The 17606-nt window shown below is 63.7% G+C and carries 18 protein-coding genes; 11 read left to right on the top strand and 7 right to left on the bottom strand.

Translation table 11 applies throughout. The annotated features are described in order from the left end of the window. Positions 1-100 precede the first annotated feature (100 nt). The 4 genes from BRA1253DRAFT_RS04465 to tyrS form a co-directional block, all read right to left on the bottom strand. Positions 101-1795 (bottom strand): methyl-accepting chemotaxis protein, encoded by a 1695-nt coding sequence (locus BRA1253DRAFT_RS04465; protein ID WP_007591573.1) that lies wholly within the window; start codon positions 1793-1795, stop codon positions 101-103. A 399-nt stretch (positions 1796-2194) separates the two neighbouring features. After that, a complete protein-coding gene (locus BRA1253DRAFT_RS04460) occupies positions 2195-2599 on the bottom strand; it encodes a DoxX family protein (RefSeq protein ID WP_007591572.1) in 405 nt (134 codons plus the stop codon). A 220-nt stretch (positions 2600-2819) separates the two neighbouring features. Then, positions 2820-4091 carry an MFS transporter gene (locus BRA1253DRAFT_RS04455; protein ID WP_007591571.1) on the bottom strand — a complete coding sequence of 424 codons (1272 nt, stop codon included), beginning with the start codon at positions 4089-4091 and terminating at the stop codon, positions 2820-2822. 57 nt (positions 4092-4148) lie between these two features. Then, positions 4149-5402, bottom strand: a complete 1254-nt coding sequence (gene tyrS, locus BRA1253DRAFT_RS04450; RefSeq protein ID WP_007591570.1) for a tyrosine--tRNA ligase — start codon at positions 5400-5402, stop codon at positions 4149-4151. 164 nt (positions 5403-5566) lie between these two features. Here tyrS and BRA1253DRAFT_RS04445 point away from each other — a divergent pair, with 164 nt between their 5' ends. The 3 genes from BRA1253DRAFT_RS04445 to BRA1253DRAFT_RS04435 all read left to right on the top strand — a co-directional run bounded on the left by BRA1253DRAFT_RS04445 (position 5567) and on the right by BRA1253DRAFT_RS04435 (position 7790). Further along, a complete protein-coding gene (locus BRA1253DRAFT_RS04445) occupies positions 5567-6670 on the top strand; it encodes an anhydro-N-acetylmuramic acid kinase (RefSeq protein WP_007591569.1) in 1104 nt (367 codons plus the stop codon). A gap of 108 nt (positions 6671-6778) precedes the next feature. Further along, positions 6779-7456, top strand: a complete 678-nt coding sequence (locus BRA1253DRAFT_RS04440) for a glutathione S-transferase family protein (RefSeq protein ID WP_007591568.1) — start codon at positions 6779-6781, stop codon at positions 7454-7456. Positions 7457-7466: 10 nt separating this feature from the next. Further along, the gene (locus tag BRA1253DRAFT_RS04435; RefSeq protein ID WP_007591566.1) at positions 7467-7790 is read left to right on the top strand and encodes a multidrug efflux SMR transporter; all 324 of its coding nucleotides are present in this window, start codon (positions 7467-7469) and stop codon (positions 7788-7790) included. Here BRA1253DRAFT_RS04435 and BRA1253DRAFT_RS04430 read toward each other — a convergent pair. Both BRA1253DRAFT_RS04430 and BRA1253DRAFT_RS04425 read right to left on the bottom strand, forming a co-directional pair. Then, a complete protein-coding gene (locus BRA1253DRAFT_RS04430) occupies positions 7787-8299 on the bottom strand; it encodes a DUF1697 domain-containing protein (RefSeq protein WP_007591564.1) in 513 nt (170 codons plus the stop codon). The two genes, BRA1253DRAFT_RS04435 and BRA1253DRAFT_RS04430, sit on opposite strands and share 4 nt — an antisense overlap. A 7-nt stretch (positions 8300-8306) precedes the next feature. After that, on the bottom strand, positions 8307-8954 hold the full coding sequence (locus tag BRA1253DRAFT_RS04425) for an alpha/beta hydrolase (RefSeq protein WP_007591562.1): 648 nt from the start codon (positions 8952-8954) through the stop codon (positions 8307-8309). Between the two features lie 344 nt (positions 8955-9298). On the opposite strand from BRA1253DRAFT_RS04425, the gene BRA1253DRAFT_RS04420 reads away from it, so the two are divergent. From BRA1253DRAFT_RS04420 to BRA1253DRAFT_RS04385, 8 genes are all read left to right on the top strand, one after another. Beyond that, a complete protein-coding gene (locus tag BRA1253DRAFT_RS04420; RefSeq protein ID WP_007591560.1) occupies positions 9299-10438 on the top strand; it encodes a cysteine desulfurase family protein in 1140 nt (379 codons plus the stop codon). Positions 10439-10554: 116 nt separating this feature from the next. Continuing rightward, positions 10555-12051 (top strand): Fe-S cluster assembly protein SufB, encoded by a 1497-nt coding sequence (sufB, locus tag BRA1253DRAFT_RS04415; protein ID WP_007591558.1) that lies wholly within the window; start codon positions 10555-10557, stop codon positions 12049-12051. A gap of 131 nt (positions 12052-12182) precedes the next feature. Beyond that, positions 12183-12935, top strand: coding sequence for a Fe-S cluster assembly ATPase SufC (gene sufC, locus BRA1253DRAFT_RS04410; RefSeq protein ID WP_007591556.1), 753 nt, complete (start codon positions 12183-12185; stop codon positions 12933-12935). Positions 12936-12946: 11 nt separating this feature from the next. Beyond that, positions 12947-14269 (top strand): Fe-S cluster assembly protein SufD, encoded by a 1323-nt coding sequence (gene sufD, locus BRA1253DRAFT_RS04405; protein WP_007591553.1) that lies wholly within the window; start codon positions 12947-12949, stop codon positions 14267-14269. Then, positions 14266-15513 carry a cysteine desulfurase gene (locus BRA1253DRAFT_RS04400; protein WP_007591552.1) on the top strand — a complete coding sequence of 416 codons (1248 nt, stop codon included), beginning with the start codon at positions 14266-14268 and terminating at the stop codon, positions 15511-15513. Before sufD ends, BRA1253DRAFT_RS04400 begins: the two co-directional genes overlap by 4 nt. Continuing rightward, positions 15510-15881 (top strand): SUF system Fe-S cluster assembly protein, encoded by a 372-nt coding sequence (locus BRA1253DRAFT_RS04395; RefSeq protein ID WP_007591551.1) that lies wholly within the window; start codon positions 15510-15512, stop codon positions 15879-15881. Before BRA1253DRAFT_RS04400 ends, BRA1253DRAFT_RS04395 begins: the two co-directional genes overlap by 4 nt. A gap of 74 nt (positions 15882-15955) precedes the next feature. After that, the gene (locus tag BRA1253DRAFT_RS04390) at positions 15956-16366 is read left to right on the top strand and encodes an iron-sulfur cluster assembly accessory protein (protein WP_081747958.1); all 411 of its coding nucleotides are present in this window, start codon (positions 15956-15958) and stop codon (positions 16364-16366) included. Between the two features lie 136 nt (positions 16367-16502). Next, complete coding sequence (locus BRA1253DRAFT_RS04385) at positions 16503-16928, top strand: TfoX/Sxy family protein (RefSeq protein WP_007591550.1); 426 nt, start codon at positions 16503-16505, stop codon at positions 16926-16928. A gap of 74 nt (positions 16929-17002) precedes the next feature. Here BRA1253DRAFT_RS04385 and fabA read toward each other — a convergent pair whose 3' ends face one another. Further along, on the bottom strand, positions 17003-17533 hold the full coding sequence (gene fabA / locus BRA1253DRAFT_RS04380) for a bifunctional 3-hydroxydecanoyl-ACP dehydratase/trans-2-decenoyl-ACP isomerase (protein ID WP_007591549.1): 531 nt from the start codon (positions 17531-17533) through the stop codon (positions 17003-17005). Positions 17534-17606 lie beyond the last annotated feature (73 nt).

Genomic DNA, 17606 nt, shown 5'->3' with positions numbered 1-17606 from the left:
GCTCCTCAGGATGAGGTCCTGTTCCAAGGATAAATCTTAGATCCTCATGGTGAGGAGCCCGCGGAGCGGGCGTCTCGAACCACGAGGCCCGTGCGCCGCCTTACGCCGCGCGCACGCCCGCGAGGAACGTCCCGACTTCGCCAGAGAGCTGCTCTGCCTGCTTGGAGAGGTTCGAGGCTGCGGCGAGCACCATGCCTGCGGCATTGCCGGTCTCGTTCGCTGCCGTGCTGACGCCGCCGATATTGGTGGTGACCTCCTGGGTCGCCTCGGCCGTCTGCGAGACACTGCGGGCGATCTCGGCGGTGGCGGCGCCTTGCTCCTCGATCGCGGTGCCGATCGAGGTGGCGATCCGGCTGACCTCCTCGATGGTGGCGGTGATGCCGCCGATGGCGTCCACCGCTTCCTTGGTCGCGCCTTGGATCTGGGCGATCTTGTCGCCGATCTCGCGGGTGGCTTCCGCAGTCTGGCTCGCCAGCGACTTCACCTCGGAGGCGACGACGGCAAAGCCGCGGCCGGCTTCACCGGCGCGCGCGGCCTCGATGGTGGCGTTGAGCGCGAGCAGATTGGTCTGCGCCGCGATGCTGGAAATCAGCTCGGCGACGTGCTCGATCTGCTGGGCGCCGTCCGAAAGGGCCCGCACGATCGTGTCGGTGCGGCGTGCGCTGTCCACGGCGCGTCCGGTGACCACGGCGGACTGCGCGACCTGACGGCTGATCTCGGTGATGGAGGAGGACAGCTCCTCGGCGGCGGCCGCGACCGTCTGGACGCGCTGGCTGGCTTCGGTGGCGGCCGAGCCGACGACGGCGGCGCGGCGGTTGGTGCCTTCCGCGGTCGACGACATCGACTTGGCGGTGACCTCCAGCTCGCCGGAGCCCGAGGCCATCAGCCCGACGAGCTGGCCGACCGAGGCATCGAACCGGTCGGCAAGCGAGATCAGCGCGTCGCGCTTCTCCTGCTCGCTGCGGGTCTTGGTGGCGACCTGCTCGGCCTCCAGCTTGCGCGCCGTCAGCGCGGTCTGCCTGAGCACTTCGAGGGTCTCCGCCATGCGGCCGATCTCGTCGCCGCGACCGGTCTCCTCGACCGCGGTGTCGATGGCGCCTTCGGAAATGGCCTGCATGCGGTTCTTCTGGCGGTCGAGTGCGCCGAGCACGTCGCGGGCGATCAGCCAGGACAGTGTCGCCATCAGCAGCATCAGGCCGATGCCTATCGCACCCAATTCCAGCGTCAAGGCTCGCACGTCGGCATCGATGTCGTCGACATAGAGGCCGTAGCTGATCGTCGCGTTCCAGGGCGCGAATTTGCGCGCGAACACGGTCTTGCGGACGGGCTCCGTCTGGCCGGGGCGGGGATAGAGATAGGAGGTCACGCCGCCCTGTGCGGTCTCAGCGCCGGCCTTGATAATGGCGTCGGCGATCGGGACGCCATTGGAGTCCTTCGCACCGGTGATCTTGCCTTCGAGCTGCTGGTTGGCGCCGTTGACGATGAGGGATGTATCGGCGTTGTAGACCACCGGATAGCCTTGGCCGCCATTGAAGCTCATGCGGCGGCCCCGCAGATGGAACTGGACCTTCGCTTCGGCCTGCGTCAGCTTGCCGGCGCCGACCTCCTCTTCGAGTGATTGGGCGAGGTTGTGGAGCATATCGACCGCGGTCCGCATCTGCTGGACACGGTCCTCCAGCATGCGGCTCTTGCCGAGCACGGAGGACACCCCGATGATGGCCGTGACCGTGAGCGCCGAAAGACAGACCATGCTGGCGAGCTTGGTGCGGATCTTGAGGTGACTCAGCAGCTTCATCACGGCCTCGACGGAATGATTATTGTTGCTCGCGTCGGTAGCATGAATTTCTTACCAATCATGAATGGACGTGTGCGACGAGCTGCCGCGCAAGCGGCGTCCGCGAGCTGCATGCGCAAACATCCATGCGGAAATGCGCCGCGTGGGCACACGGCGCGTCAACTGGGAGACAAAAATTGTGTGGGTCTATAGTCCCGACCGAATCCGGTGGGAGCGGACATGAACCGATTCGTCCACCGCCTCATCATGTCGATGCTGCTGGTCGCGGTCCTCGTCCTCGTCTGGAACGTGCTGGGCTCGCGCTGAGATGGCACCCGCAAATGTACGGGTGCCATCTCTTTATTCGCGGATCAATTGCTGACGCCTCAGCGCCGCGCGAACGCGCCGCCGGTTGTGCCGCTAGTCCTTGCCTATCGCCGCATCGGCGCTGACCGAGCCGCCGCCGGCTGCCGAGAGGTAGAGGCAGGCGAAGCAGAACAGGATCGCCGCGGTGCCACCATTGAGCAGCGGCAGGAACACCGGCGTTTCGCCCTTGAACATGTGCCCCATGAAATAGGCGAAGGCCATCTCACCCGAGAGGATGAATGCCGCGAGGCGGGTGAACAGGCCGATCATCAGCAGCGCGCCAAGCACGAGCTCAAGCGTACCGGCTGCGTAGATAATCGGCGGGATGTTTGCGAAGTAGGGAAGCACCGGAAACTTGAACAGCTTGGCGATGCCGTACTGGAACAGCAGCAGGCCGGTGACGAAACGAAACAGGCTCAAGAGAACCGGTTGAAAGCGAACGAGATAGGGAAAGTTCATTGGTTTGTGCCCTCCATCCAATGCTGCGACTAGGACCGCATTCAGTTCTGCGCTGCAAGCCGCCCAAGGGCAATTTGCGCTGACATTTTTGTCATGTCGGACAAAACACCGCGGGAGGGACTTTCAGCCGCGCGCCATCCACATCTTTTGCAGCTGTTCGCGCCGTGCCCATCCGTAATTTCCCGGTGACGCGAATGCCCGCAGGTTACCTCTGAGACACCTAATGCCGCAAGGCGGGCACGACCAGGAACGGGATCATCCCGAGCACCACGCTCGCAAGCGCGAAGGCGAGCAGCGCGTTGTAGCCGTGGGTCGCGTCGTGGATCAGGCCGCCGCTCCAGGAGCCGAACGCCGAGCCGAGTCCGCTGCCGATCGAGATGGTGCCGTAGATGGTGCCGACGCGCTTGCCCCCGAAGATCTTCATCGCGGTCGCCGTGATCAGCGGTCCACGTGAGCCCATCATGCTGCCGAAGCAGACCACGAATCCGGTGAGCAGGAGGAGATTGGCGGAGTATTGCAACAGCCACAGCAGGAAGATGCCGAGGATCGAGATCGCGTAGCTGAGCAGCACCGACGGCCGGCGTCCGATCAGGCCGTCGAGCGCTGACACGCCGAGCATGCCGAACACCAGGACGACGCCGGAGAAGCCCCAGGCCGTCGCGGCCTGCAGCGGCGGAAAGCCGGCATCGATCAGATAGGCCACGATCTGGGCGGCGATCGCGTACATGCCGACCGCGGTGAAGAAGAAGGTCGAGAACAGCGCCCAGAAGGCGTGATGGCGCATCGCGCTCGGAAGGGTCCAGCCGTGATCGACGAAATCGGGATCGGTCTTCTTGGCGATATGCGGCGAGCCCGAGGCGAACAGCCGCCATGGCAGCAGCATCAGCGGCACCAGCAGGCCGAGCGCGGCGAAGCCGAACAGCTGGTAGGTTTCGCGCCAGCCGAGATGATCGATCAAAAGCTGCGAGGCCGGCAGCAGCGCCAGCACGCCGCCCCCCATGGCCGAGTAGACCACCGCCATCGCGGTCGGCAGCTTTGGGCCGAACCAGCGGCCGAGCAGGATCGAGTTCGGCACATTGCCGATGAAGGCGACGCCGATGCCGACGCAGAGTCCGATCGAGAGCTGGAATTGCCAGAGTGACTGCGCGTGGCTTGCGATCAGGAAGGCCGAGCCGAGCAGCAACAGCCCGAGTGCATAGACGATGCGCGGTCCGGAATGATCGAACAGGCGCCCGACCAATGGCGCCATCAGTCCGCTGACGAGCCAGGTCAGCGAATAGATCGAGACCACCTGGGCGCGATCCCAGCCAAAGTTTTCCGAGATCGGCTTCAGGAAGACGGTGAAGCTTTCGCTGAGGCCGCGGCCGAGCACGGCGAGTGTGAAGCAGAGCGCGAGCACCACCAGCGCGGTGCGCACGACGCCCTGCGGCGTCGCCGTGACGCGTTCCCGGGGCGTTTGCTTGGACTGTTCCTCTAGCGTGTTCTGGTCCATTGCCGATCAGGGAGCGCGCTTCAGCGCGCCCTGACAAGCAGCGAAAAGCTCATACGCCTATGCAGGCCTGAGGAGGATGTGCTTCTTCTTGCCGAACGACAGTTTGACCACGCCTTCCGGCGTCAGGTTGGCCGCCGACAACGCCATCTTCTCGTCCGTGACAGGCTCGTCATTGACGCGCAGGCCGCCGCCCTTGATCTGGCGCCGTGCTTCGCCATTGGAGGCAACGAGGCCCGCCTTGACGAAGGCATTGAGCACGCCGAGGCCGGCGTCGAACTCGCCGCGCGGAATTTCCACGGTCGGGAGACTCTCGGCCAGCGCGCCTTCCTCGAAGGTGCGGCGCGCGGTCTCGGCCGCCTCGTTCGCGGCGTCGCGGCCATGCAGGAGCGCGGTCGCCTCGGTGGCGAGTACCTTCTTGGCCTCGTTGATCTCGGAGCCTCCGAGCGCCTCGAGCTTCCTGATCTCGCTCATCGGCAGCGTCGTGAACAGCTTGAGGAATTTGCCGACGTCGGCATCCTCGGTGTTGCGCCAGTACTGCCAGAAATCATACGGCGAGAATTGGTCGGCGTTGAGCCAGACCGCGCCTTGCGCGGTCTTGCCCATCTTGACCCCCGATGCCGTCGTCAGCAGCGGCGTCGTCAGCGCGAACAGCTGATGGGTGCCCATGCGGCGGCCGAGATCGACGCCCATGATGATGTTGCCCCACTGGTCGGAGCCGCCCATCTGCAAGTTGCAGCCGGTCCGCCTGGCGAGTTCGACATAGTCGTAGGCCTGGCAGATCATGTAGTTGAACTCGATGAAGCTCATCTCCTGCTCGCGTTCGAGGCGCAGGCGCACGGAGTCCATGGTCAGCATACGGTTGACCGAGAAGTGCCGGCCGACGTCGCGCAGCATCTCGATGTAGTTGAGCTTTGTCAGCCACTCGGCATTGTCGAGCATGATGGCGTCGCTCTTGCCGTCGCCATAACGCAGCACTTTTGCGAACACGCCGCGGATCGATTCCTTGTTGGCCTCGATCTCGGCGACAGAGCGGATTGCACGCGTCTCGTCCTTGCCGGAGGGATCGCCGACCATGGTGGTGCCGCCGCCCATCAGGGTGATCGGCTTGTTGCCGGACTGCTGCAGCCAGTGCAGCATCATCATGGTCAGGTAGTTGCCGATATGCAGCGAGCGGGCGGTGCAATCGTAGCCGACATAGCCGGTCACCTCGCCCTTGGCGGCGAGTGCGTCCAGCCCCTCGAAATCGGAGCACTGATGGACGAATCCACGTTCCTGCAGCGTGTTGAGGAAATCCGATTTGAATGCAGTCATTTGTCGGCGCGCCTGACAATTCTTGGTTTACTGTTTTGGGAGCAATTTAAGGGTCTTCTATGGGAACTCGATTGCTGCCCGCCACTTTGGCCTGTGGCATTATAAGATGTGTCCCTCTGGCACAAGATCGGCATGCCGGAAGGGTCTCTTGAGGACGCTGATCCATGATGTTGACGGCACTCGGTTTGATGAGCGGCACCTCGCTGGACGGGGTGGATGTTGCGCTGATCGAAACCGACGGAAAGCAGGTGAAGGCGTTCGGGCCGTCCGGCTACCGGCCGTATAGCCCGGCGGAGCGCAACCTGCTGCGCCAGGCGCTGAGCGAGGCGGTGCACCTGCCGCAGCGCGATGCCCGGCCGGGGATTTTGGCCGAGGCCGAGCGCGCGGTGACCCAGGCGCATGCTGAGGCGGTCGCCGCCTTTGTCGCCCAGAATCGGATGAGGCCGGAAGACATCGACATCGTCGGCTTCCACGGCCAGACCGTGCTGCATCGCCCCGAGAAACGGCTGACGGTGCAGATCGGCGATGCGCCGGCGCTGGCCAAGGCGATCCACATCCCCGTGATGCATGATTTCCGCGCCGCCGACGTCGAAGCTGGCGGGCAGGGCGCGCCATTCGTGCCGGTCTACCACCGGGCGCTCGTCCAGTCGCTGGAGCGCGAAGGGCCGATCGTTGTCGTCAATATCGGCGGCGTCTCCAACATCACCTATATCGACGGCAACGACACGCTGATCGCCTGCGATACCGGGCCCGGCAACGCGCTGCTCGACGATTTCATGTACCGCACCATGAACCAGGCGTTCGACGCGGACGGAAAGTTCGCCGCCCTCGGCAAGGCGGACGAAGCCTGGATCGCGCGGGCGCTGGAGTTGCCGTTCTTCGCAAGCCCGCCGCCGAAATCGCTCGACCGCAACGATTTTGCCGCACTAAAGCTCGGCGAGGTGCAGCCGGCCGACGGCGCCGCGACTCTGACCGCCTTCACCGCGGCGGCCATCGCCCGCATCATCCCGCTGCTGCCACGCAGGCCGCGAAGCTGGATCGTCTGCGGCGGTGGCGCCCGCAACCGGACCATGCTCCAGATGCTGCGGGAGCGCGTTGGGTCCGCCACTGTCGAGGCCGCCGAGGCAGTCGGCTGGGCCTCCGACGCCATCGAGGCGCAGGCCTTCGGCTTCCTTGCCGCGCGCGGCCTGAAGGGCCTGCCGCTGTCGTATCCCGCGACCACGGGCGTGCCAATGCCAATGACGGGCGGGGTGATCGCGCGGCCTTGAGGTGATCCCCAGATCGATACCGGTCGATGCAAATGCATTGAACTTGACGAATGCATGCAAATGCATCTATCTTGGATGCAGTTGCATCCAACTGCCGGGATCTTTGCCATGACCGCTTCACTCAGACTGATCAGCCACAAGCTTTGTCCATACGTGCAGCGCGCGGTGATCGCGCTCAAGGAGAAGGGCGTTCCGTTCGAGCGGGTCGACATCGAGCTCGCCAACAAGCCGGACTGGTTTCTCAAACTGTCGCCGCTTGGCAAAGTGCCGGTGCTGGTCGTGACGACCGACAAGGGCGAGGTCGCGCTGTTCGAGAGCAACGTGATCTGCGAGTACATCGAGGAGACGCAAGGCGGTGTGAAGCTGCATCCGGCGGATGCCTTGAAGCGTGCCGAGCACCGGGCGTGGATGGAGTTTGGTTCAGCAGTGCTCGGCGATCTCTGGGGCCTGGAGACCACGACCGATCCGGCGACGTTCGAGAGCAAGCGCCAGGCGCTCGTTGCAAAATTCGCGCGGGTCGAGGCGGCGCTCGGCGCCGGTCCTTATTTTGCCGGCGAAGCGTTCAGTTTGGTCGACGCAGTGTTCGCGCCCGTCTTCCGCTATTTCGATCTGTTCGACGAGCTGACCGAGCACGGCATTTTCCGCGATGTGCCGAAGGTCCGCGCATGGCGCGCCGAACTGGCGAAGCGTCCGAGCGTCCGCACCGCGGTCGGCGCGGACTATCCGCAATTGCTGCGCGCCTTCCTGGTGCGGCATGACGCGCATCTGCTCAAGCTCGCGGCTTGAGCCCTCGCCGATGTCGCAATCCATGGCCTGGCTGATGCTGGTGGTCGCCGGCGTGCTTGATGTCGGCTGGGCGATCTCGATGAAATACGCGGAGGGCTACACGCGTGTGAGCTGGAGTATCGTCTCGCTGGTGCTGCTCGCCGCCTTTGTGTTCCTGCTCGGACGCGCCTTGAAGGTGCTCGAGGTCGGCGTCGCCTATTCGGTGTGGACGGGCATTGGCGCCGCCGGCAACTTCATCATGGGCGTCGTGCTATTCGGCGAGACCCTGAGCGCGATGAAGATCGCGGGGATCGTGCTGGTGCTGACGGGGATCGCGGCGCTCAAGCTGGCCTAGAGCTCTGCGGCCATTTTCGCGAGCGTCGCGATCGTGTTCATGTTGCGCGCGGTGCCGGTCTTGGCGGCGGGGATGACCAGCTTCGACGTGCCCATGCCGTCGCCGTAATGCACGTAGATCTCGCGGTGGCCGAGGCGGACCTCCTCCTTGTTCTGGCCGCGAATGCCGGCGAGCGCATCCGCCGGCGGCGCCTTGTCGAGGAAGATCGCGACGGTGCGGTTGGGCGCGGCCTTTGGAAACGGATTATCGGCCAAGACCCGCGCCATCTCGGTGGCGCTGCGCACGAGCACGCCGACCGGCGCGCCGGCATAGGCGTGCAACCGCTTTTCGAGTGCGGTCTTGATCGCAGATTGCGACTTGCGGCTTGTGAAGACGACGTTGCCGCTTGCAATATAGGTGCGCACAGCGGCGTAGCCGAGCTCCTCGCAAATGGCCTTGAGTTCGCTCATCGGCAGTTTGCCGGTGCCGCCGACATTCACGGCACGCAGCAATGCGATGAACGCGCCCACGGAAAGCTCAGCGCACGTTGGCGAGGCGCATGTCGAGATAGGCGGTGATGGTTTCCATCAGCGGCTCGAGCTTGGCGTCGAAGAAGTGGTTGGCGCCGGGGATGACCTGCTGGTCGATCACGATGCCCTTTTGCGTCTTCAGCTTCTCGACCAGCGTGTTGACGTCCTTGGGCGGCACCACCGCGTCCTTCTCGCCATGCACGATCAGGCCAGAGGACGGGCAGGGCGCGAGGAACGAGAAGTCGTAGAGGTTGGCGGGCGGCGCGATCGAGATGAAGCCCTCGACCTCCGGGCGGCGCATCAGCAACTGCATGCCGATCCAGGCGCCGAAGGAGAAGCCGGCAACCCAGCAGGCGCGCGCTTCGGGATTGATGGTCTGCGCCCAGTCGAGCGCCGCGGCCGCGTCCGACAATTCGCCAGTGCCGTGGTCGAACGAGCCCTGGCTGCGGCCGACGCCGCGGAAATTGAACCGCAGCACGGAGAAGCCGCGATGCGCGAACGCATAGTAGCACTGGTAGATGATCTGATGATTCATCGTGCCGTGGAACTGCGGATGCGGATGCAGGACCATCGCGATCGGCGCGTTCTTCTGCTTGGCCGGATGGTAGCGGCCTTCGAGACGGCCGGCGGGGCCGGTGAAAATAACTTCAGGCATGATGATCTCTTGATTGATCCCTTGAAGACGCTCTTCAACAATCAACCGATTGTGCGGATTTCATCGGCTGCTGGGCCGATCAAGCCGCGAATGGAAGGGTGGAGCGGCGCCCTCGGATGATGCGCGAGCGGCGCGCGGCGAACTGACGCGCGCGTTCTAACATGAGGCGAGGGTCAAAAAGCAAGCATCTTGAACATCCCGCAATCGGCTCAAGATGTTAGCGTCATGGCCGTTCCGTCGCGCGATGGGGAATCCGGAATCGAGATTGCCAAGTGCTCCAGGGGAGCCCATGTCGGGTACCAGCGCTGGCGCAACAACCACGATCGCAGGTAATATAGTAGTCTATGCCGAGCCGCATCTATCTCGACTGGAATGCGACCACGCCGCTTCGTCCCGAGGCCCGAAGCGCAATGCTCGCAGCCTCCGAGCTCATCGGCAATCCCTCCTCGGTTCATGCCGAGGGGCGCGAGGCGCGACGGCTTGTCGAGGACGCGCGGGCCCTGCTTGCGACCTCCGTCGGCGCGTTGCCGCGGAACGTGGTTTTCACCTCCGCGGGAACCGAAGCCAACGCGCTGGCGCTGTCGCCGGGCCTTCGAGGGCCTTCTGGCGGGCCTGTTGAGCGGCTCCTAGTCTCGGCGGTCGAGCATGCGTCGGTGCTGGCGGGCGGCCGGTTCCCGGCCGATAGGATCGGTCAGGTCAGGGTTACGCGCTCCGGCGTGATCGACCTCGACGATTTGAAGGCGCTGCTCGGCGACGGCCCGCCGGCGCTGGTCTCCATCATGGCGGCCAACAATGAGACGGGCGCGCTGCAGCCTATCGCCGAGGCCGCGGCAATCGTTCACGCGGCTGGCGGCCTCCTGCACGTCGATGCAATCCAGGCGTTTGGAAAAATCCCTTTCGATATCAAAGCTATCGGCGCAGACCTTGCGACCTTTTCTGCACACAAGATCGGCGGTCCCAAGGGTGTTGGCGCGCTGGTCGCGGCCGAGGGCGTGGCCGGGCTTGAGCCGTTGCTGCGGGGCGGCGGGCAGGAGATGAACCGGCGCGCGGGAACCGAGAATGTCGCCGGCATTGCCGGCTTCGGGGCAGCGGTGCGGGTCGCCCTTCAGGCTTTGTCGGAGGATGCAGCGCGGATGGCAAGTCTCAGAGATCGCTTGGAAAATGGCATTCGCTCCATGGCCGGCGCAACGGTCTTCTCAAGTGACGTCAAGCGGTTGCCAAATACCGTTCTGTTCACCGCCCCCGGCCTTAAGGCCGAGACCGCGGTGATCGGCTTCGACCTCGAAGGCGTCGCCGTGTCCTCAGGCTCTGCCTGTTCCTCGGGCAAGGTTCAGCCGTCCCACGTGTTGTCGGCAATGGGGTATGATCCGACCGTCGCCCAAGGAGCGGTGCGTCTTAGTCTGGGCTGGTCCACGGAGCCGGATGACATCAACAGGGCGTTAGAGGCTTGGCGAAAGCTCGGTAATACCCTACTTAAGGGATAAGCGATGAAACACGGCTTGAACGGTTCTAAGCGCGTGCTTCCCGCCAAGAAACATCGTAATAGTCGTCCGAGTTTGATGATCCACCGCGGTCCTTGAAACCGCGAGCGGAGGATAGAATGCCAGCCGTGCAAGAGACGGTCGAGCGCGTGAAGCGCATCGACGTCGATCAGTATCGTTATGGGTTTGAGACCCTGATCGAGTCCGACAAGGCCCCAAAGGGGCTGTCGGAAGAGACCGTCAAGTTCATCTCCGAGAAGAAGAACGAACCCGCCTGGATGCTCCAGTGGCGGCTCGAAGCCTATCGGCGCTGGCTAACCATGACCGAGCCGACCTGGGCGCGCGTCGATTATCCCAAGATCGACTTCCAGGACCTCTATTATTATTCGGCGCCGAAGCCGAAGAAGACGATCACCTCGCTCGACGAGATCGATCCAGAGATTCTGAAGACCTACGAGAAGCTCGGCATTCCCTTGCGGGAAGTCGCCATGCTCGAAGGCGTCGAGCCGAAGCCCGGCGAGGAAGATCCCACGCGTCGCAAGATCGCGGTCGATGCCGTCTTCGATTCGGTTTCGGTTGCGACCACCTTTAAGGCGGAGCTGAAGAAGGCCGGCGTGATCTTCATGCCGATCTCGGAGGCGATCCGCGAGCATCCCGAGCTGGTGCAGAAATATCTGGGATCCGTGGTGCCGACCTCGGACAATTTCTACGCGACGCTGAACTCGGCGGTGTTTTCGGACGGTTCGTTCGTCTACGTGCCGCCGGGCGTGCGCTGCCCGATGGAGCTGTCGACGTACTTCCGCATCAACGAGCGCAACACCGGCCAGTTCGAGCGCACGCTGATCATCGCCGACAAGGGCTCCTACGTCTCCTATCTCGAGGGCTGCACCGCGCCGCAGCGCGACGAGAACCAACTGCACGCAGCCGTGGTCGAGCTCGTCACGCATGACGACGCCGAGATCAAATATTCGACGGTGCAGAACTGGTATCCCGGCAATTCGGAAGGCAAGGGCGGCATCTACAATTTCGTCACCAAGCGTGGCGATTGCCGCGGCAACAATTCCAAGATCTCCTGGACCCAGGTCGAGACCGGTTCGGCGATCACCTGGAAATATCCGAGCTGCATCCTGCGCGGCGACAATTCGCGTGGCGAATTCTACTCGATCGCGATCTCGAACGGCTATCAGCAGGTCGACTCGGGCACCAAGATGATCCATCTCGGCAAGAACACGTCGAGCCGGATCATCTCCAAGGGCATCGCCGCCGGCAAGTCGCAGAACACCTATCGCGGCCTCGTCACGGCGCATCGTAAGGCGACCGGCGCGCGCAACTTCACCGCCTGCGATTCGCTGTTGATCGGCGACAAATGCGGCGCGCACACCGTTCCCTACATCGAAGCCAAGAACTCGTCGGCGACGTTCGAGCACGAGGCCACCACGTCGAAGATCTCCGAGGACGTGCTGTTCTACTGCATCCAGCGCGGCCTCACGCAGGAGGAGGCGGTCGGCCTCGTGGTCAACGGCTTCGTCAAGGACGTGCTGCAGCAACTGCCGATGGAGTTCGCGGTGGAAGCGCAGAAGCTGATCTCGATCTCGCTTGAAGGATCGGTCGGCTAGCGCCGACCTCATCCTGAGGAGGCCGCGTAAGCGGCCGTCTCGAAGGATGGATACGAAAAGATTGTTGGCCTTAATCCTTCGAGACGCGCCTGCGGCGCTCCTCAGGATGAGGAGATAGATGGAAACAAGATATGGCTTTGCTCGAAGTGAAAGACCTCAAGGTTCGTGTTGAGGAACGTGAGATCCTCCACGGGTTGACGCTGACCGTGAACGAGGGCGAGATCCACGCGATCATGGGGCCGAACGGCTCCGGCAAGTCGACGCTGTCCCACGTCATCGCCGGCAAGCCGGGTTACGAGGTGACCGACGGCGAGATCCTGTTCAAGGGCGAAGATTTGCTCGCGATGGCCCCCAACGAGCGCGCCGCCAAGGGCGTGTTCCTGGCGTTCCAGTATCCGGTCGAGATCCCCGGCGTCTCCACCATGAATTTCCTGCGTACCGCGCTGAACGCGCAGCGCAAGGCGCGCGGCGAGAGCGAATATTCGACGCCCGACTTTTTGAAGAAAGTCCGCGAAGTCTCGAAGTCGCTGAACATCCCGCAGGACATGCTCAAGCGCGGCGTCAATGTCGGTTTTTCCGGCGGCGAGAAGAAGCGCAACGAGGTGCTGCAGATGGCGCTGTTTGAGCCGAGCCTGTGCATCCTCGACGAGATGGATTCCGGCCTCGACATCGACGCGTTGCGCATTGCGGCCGATGGTGTCAACGCGCTGCATTCGCCCAAGCGCGCGATGGTCGTTATCACCCACTATCAGCGGTTGCTGAACTACATCGTCCCCGACATCGTGCACGTGATGTCGAAGGGCCGTGTCGTGAAGAGCGGCGGCAAGGAACTGGCGCTGGAGCTGGAAGCGTCCGGCTACGCCCAGTTCGAGGACGCCGCGTAAGGAATTTTGCGATGAACGTTGCTGTGGCAAAGACCGGAAATGGCCGCGCGGTGAGCGATCTCTTCGCCAGCGCCGCAGGCCGTCTGCCGGGTTCGCCTTCCGTGATCGCGGTGCGTCGCGAGGCGTTCGAGACCTATGAGCGTCTCGGCCTGCCGCACCGCCGGATCGAGGAATGGAAATACACCGATCTGCGCGCGCTGGTCGGCGAGGTGCTGCCGCTGGCGGCTGCACCCGATGCGGCTGCGTTGAAGCGTGCCGCGGACGCCGTGAAGGCGCATGCGATCGCGGGCGCCCGCAAGCTGGTGCTGGTCGACGGCGTGTTCGCGGCCGATTTGTCGGACCTGAAGGCGCTTGGCTCCGAGGTGAGCGTCAAGACGTTGCGTGAGGTGCTGGAGAACAAGGCCAATCCCGCCGCCGCCGATCTCCTGCAGACCATTTCAAGCGACGCCGTGATCTCGCTCAATGCGGCGATGGCGACCGACGGCGTGGTGATCTCGGTCGCTGATGGCGCGCAGCCGTCCGCCCCGGTCCAACTTATTCATGTCGCGACCGCATCTTCGGCCTCGTCGTTCACGCGCTCGCATCTGCGTATCGGCAAGGGCGCCCGGGCGACGATCATCGAAAGCTTCGTCGCGGCTGGAAAGACGAGCGCCTATCAAGTCAACGACGCCGTCATCCTCTGGGTCGGCGACAACGCCGATGTCGCGCATATCCGCCTGATGGACGATTCGCCGGATGCGGTGAACATTACCTCGCAGTTCGTCACGGTCGGTGCGAACACGAAGCTCAATTTCTTCAACATGACCACCGGTGCTGCGGTCAGCCGCCTGCAAGGCTTCATCACGCTGGCGGGCGAGGGCAGCGAGCTCTCCGTTAACGGCGTGAACCTGTTGCAGAAGACCGAACATGGCGACACCACCCTGGTGGTCGACCACGCCGTGCCGAACTGCGTCAGCCGGGAAGTCTTCCGCGCCGTGATCGACGACCGTGCGCACTCGGTGTTTCAGGGCCGTATCATCGTTCGTCCCGACGCACAGAAGACCGACGGCAAGATGATGATCCGCGCGCTGCTGCTCTCGGACGAAGCGGAAGCCGACAACAAGCCCGAGCTCGAGATTTTCGCTGACGACGTCTCTTGCGGCCATGGCGCCACCGCCGGCGCGCTCGACGACAGCCTGCTGTTCTACCTGAAGGCGCGCGGCCTGCCGGAGAAGCAGGCCCAGGCGCTGCTGATCCAGGCTTTCGTCGGCGAGGCGATCGAGCAGATCGCCGACGATGATCTGCGCGAGCACGTGATCGGCATTGCCGAGCGCTGGCTGGAGCGGCGCCAATGAGCATGCATCCGGCAGTCAAGAACGGCTCTTACGACGTTGCGCGCGTGCGCGAAGATTTTCCGGCGCTGGCCATGCAGATCTACGGCAAGCCGCTGGTCTATCTCGATAACGCGGCTTCTGCACAGAAGCCGAGCGCCGTGCTCGATCGCATGACGCAGGCCTATACCTCCGAATACGCCAACGTGCATCGCGGCCTGCATTATCTCGCCAATGCCGCGACCGAGGCCTATGAGGGCGGCCGCATCAAGGTGGCGCAGTTCATTAACGCGCCGCGACCTGAGGAAGTGATCTTCACCCGCAACGCGACCGAGGCGATCAACCTCGTCGCCTCGTCCTGGGGCGAGCCGAACATCAAAGAAGGCGACGAGATCGTTATCTCGATCATGGAGCACCACTCCAACATCGTGCCCTGGCATTTTCTCAGAGAACGCCATGGTGCCGTGATCAAATGGGCCCCGGTCGACGACGAGGGCAATTTCCTCATCGACGAATTCGAAAAGCTGCTGACCTCGAAGACCAGGCTGGTCGCGATCACGCAGATGTCGAACGCGCTCGGCACCATCGTTCCGGTCAAGGACGTCGTGAAGATCGCCCATGCCCGCGGCATTCCCGTGCTGGTCGACGGCAGCCAGGGCGCGGTGCATATCCCAGTCGACGTCCAGGACCTCGGCTGCGACTTCTACGTCTTCACCGGCCACAAGGTCTACGGTCCGACCGGCATCGGCGTGCTCTGGGCCAAGTACGACCACCTGGTCGCGATGCGCCCGTTTAACGGCGGCGGCGAGATGATCCGCGAGGTCTCGCGCGACGTCGTCACCTACGGCGATCCCCCGCACAAATTCGAGGCCGGCACGCCGGCGATCGTCGAGGCGGTCGGGCTTGGCGCCGCCATCGACTACGTCAATTCGATCGGCAAGGAGCGCATCGCCGCGCACGAGCACGATCTCGTCACCTACGCCCAGGACAAGCTGCGCGAGATCAACTCGCTGCGGCTGATCGGGACGGCGCGGGGCAAGGGCCCGGTGATCTCCTTCGAGCTCAAGGGCGCGCACGCCCATGACGTCGCCACCGTGATCGACCGCCAGGGCATCGCGGTGCGCGCCGGCACCCATTGCGTGATGCCGCTTTTAGAGCGGTTCAACGTCACGGCCACATGCCGGGCGTCGTTCGGCATGTATAATACGCGAGAAGAAGTCGATCATCTGGCACAGGCGCTGTTGAAGGCGCGGGATTTGTTCGCATGAGTGACACGGCCGAAATCAAAGCCAATCCGATGGAAACCCAGTCGGCGCTGCCGCCTGAGGAGACCGAGCGTCTCACCACCGAGATCATCGCCGGGCTGAAGACCGTGTTCGACCCGGAAATCCCGGCTGACATCTACGAGCTCGGCCTGATCTACAAGGTCGAGATCAAGGACGATCGCTCGGTCGACGTGCAAATGACGCTGACGACGCCGAACTGCCCGGCTGCCGGCGAGCTGCCGACCATGGTCGAGAACGCGGTCGCCAGCGTTCCCGGCGTCGGCGTGGTCGACGTCAAGGTGGTCTGGGAGCCGGCCTGGACGCCGGAACGCATGAGCGACGAGGCCCGCCTCGTGCTCAACATGTGGTGACGCGTAACCCTGGCTTTAGATACTCGTTAGATCCTTGGCATTGAATTCGCTCGGCAACGGACCACATCATTGACATGACACAGATATCGTCGGGCTCGACACCAGCATCCACTCCGAAACCGCGGCGGCCGCGCCCACAAGTGATGCGGCTGACGGATGCTGCTGCCCAGCGCATCAACGAGCTGACCCAGCGCGCCGATTCCGAGATTGTGGGCCTGCGCGTCGGCGTCAAGAACGGCGGCTGCGCCGGCCAGTCCTACACGGTCGAATACGCCCATGATGTTCGCCCGACCGACGAGGTCGTCGAGGACAAGGGCGTCAAGATCCTGGTCGATCCGAAGGCCGTGCTGTTCCTGCTCGGTACCGAGATGGACTACAAGGCCGACAAGATGCAGGCCCAGTTCGTCTTCAACAACCCCAACCAGATCTCCGCCTGCGGCTGCGGCGAGTCGGTCGAGCTGCGCCCGGCGCAGATCGACGGGTAGTTTTTCCGTCATTGCGAGGAGCACTTGCGACGAAGCAATCCAGGCTGTCTCCGCGTCGACAGCCTGGATTGCTTCGCTTCGCTCGCAATGACGGCGGTGGTATGAACGCTGGGCTGCTCGCCCCGGGAAGCCTGCCATGAACCGCGAATTCCTGATCGACCTGTTCGCCGATTTCGGCCCCGTCGCCATCCGAAAAATGTTCTCCGGCTACGGCATCTCCGCCGACGGCGTCAATTTCGCGCTGGCCTTGCGCGCGGGCCTGTTTTTCCGCGCCGACGAGGTGACCATCCCGGATTTTGAAGCGGAAGGCTCGAAGCCGTTCCAATACGCGACCCGCGCCAAGACCGTGGTGGTGAACTCCTATTGGGAGCTGCCGGCTCGGCTGTTCGACGATTCCGAGGAGCTTTCGCAATGGGCGAGGGCCGCGCTCGCCGCCGCCCAGCGCGCCAAGGTGAAGAAGCGGCCCAAGCTCAAGAAGGCGGCGAAGAAGGTTGCGAAGAAGCCGCCGGCGAATAAACGAACAATCAAGAAGGCGGTTCGTAGGGTGGGCAAAGGCGCTTAGCGCCGTGCCCACCATCTTCCCGCGATTGCGACCTGTAATGGTGGGCACGCTTCGCTTTGCCTCACCCTGCGACTTCACTCCACGGTCTTGGTCAGACCAACCCGCATGTCCGTGGCGGTGAAGACGCAGATGCCGTCGGCCAGCACGCGACCGTCGGCAATTCCGAGCACCAGCTTGCCGCGCCGGACCATCCTCATGGAGACTTCGTAGCGCACGCGTTGCGCGTTCGGCGTGACCTCGCCCGTGCACGCGACCTCGCCGACGCCGATGGCGCGGCCCTTGCCCGGGGAGCCCGACCATCCCAGCCAATAGCCGACCATCTGCCACATGGCATCCAGCCCCAGAGAGGCCGGCATCGTGGCATCGCCGCGATAGTGGCAATCGAAGAACCAATGGCCCGGCGCGATGTCGAACTCGCCGACGATATGGCCCTTGCCGAACTCGCCGCCGTCCAGGCTGATCTCCGTGATGCGATCCATCATCAGCATCGGCGGCGCCGGTAATTGCGCATTGCCCGGGCCGAAATAGCCGCCCTCGCTCGATCTCAGCAGCTCATCCCTCGTGTAGGACGGTTGCGGCGTGTGAAAATCATGCGGGTTGGGCAAGACGACAAGTCCTCCGGATGCTCGCGGGCGGACCCCTCAAGGCGGCGAGAGAGATGTCGTTTGTCCGGTCAGA

Source organism: Bradyrhizobium sp. WSM1253 (assembly GCF_000244935.1).
GTDB lineage: Bacteria > Pseudomonadota > Alphaproteobacteria > Rhizobiales > Xanthobacteraceae > Bradyrhizobium > Bradyrhizobium canariense.
Note: the sequence above shows the minus strand (reverse complement) of the source record. Positions and strands in the feature narration are given on the sequence as shown.

Coding starts and splice junctions, on each gene's coding strand:
- BRA1253DRAFT_RS04440 (WP_007591568.1), top strand. CDS start 6,779: ATGACCGCTTCACTCAGACTGATCAGCCACAAGCTTTGTCCATACGTG.
- BRA1253DRAFT_RS04435 (WP_007591566.1), top strand. CDS start 7,467: ATGTCGCAATCCATGGCCTGGCTGATGCTGGTGGTCGCCGGCGTGCTT.
- BRA1253DRAFT_RS04465 (WP_007591573.1), bottom strand. CDS start 1,795: ATGAAGCTGCTGAGTCACCTCAAGATCCGCACCAAGCTCGCCAGCATG.
- sufC (WP_007591556.1), top strand. CDS start 12,183: ATGGCTTTGCTCGAAGTGAAAGACCTCAAGGTTCGTGTTGAGGAACGT.
- sufB (WP_007591558.1), top strand. CDS start 10,555: ATGCCAGCCGTGCAAGAGACGGTCGAGCGCGTGAAGCGCATCGACGTC.
- BRA1253DRAFT_RS04420 (WP_007591560.1), top strand. CDS start 9,299: ATGCCGAGCCGCATCTATCTCGACTGGAATGCGACCACGCCGCTTCGT.
- BRA1253DRAFT_RS04390 (WP_081747958.1), top strand. CDS start 15,956: ATGACACAGATATCGTCGGGCTCGACACCAGCATCCACTCCGAAACCG.
- sufD (WP_007591553.1), top strand. CDS start 12,947: ATGAACGTTGCTGTGGCAAAGACCGGAAATGGCCGCGCGGTGAGCGAT.
- BRA1253DRAFT_RS04455 (WP_007591571.1), bottom strand. CDS start 4,091: ATGGACCAGAACACGCTAGAGGAACAGTCCAAGCAAACGCCCCGGGAA.
- BRA1253DRAFT_RS04460 (WP_007591572.1), bottom strand. CDS start 2,599: ATGAACTTTCCCTATCTCGTTCGCTTTCAACCGGTTCTCTTGAGCCTG.
- BRA1253DRAFT_RS04445 (WP_007591569.1), top strand. CDS start 5,567: ATGATGTTGACGGCACTCGGTTTGATGAGCGGCACCTCGCTGGACGGG.
- BRA1253DRAFT_RS04400 (WP_007591552.1), top strand. CDS start 14,266: ATGAGCATGCATCCGGCAGTCAAGAACGGCTCTTACGACGTTGCGCGC.
- BRA1253DRAFT_RS04385 (WP_007591550.1), top strand. CDS start 16,503: ATGAACCGCGAATTCCTGATCGACCTGTTCGCCGATTTCGGCCCCGTC.
- BRA1253DRAFT_RS04425 (WP_007591562.1), bottom strand. CDS start 8,954: ATGCCTGAAGTTATTTTCACCGGCCCCGCCGGCCGTCTCGAAGGCCGC.
- BRA1253DRAFT_RS04395 (WP_007591551.1), top strand. CDS start 15,510: ATGAGTGACACGGCCGAAATCAAAGCCAATCCGATGGAAACCCAGTCG.
- tyrS (WP_007591570.1), bottom strand. CDS start 5,402: ATGACTGCATTCAAATCGGATTTCCTCAACACGCTGCAGGAACGTGGA.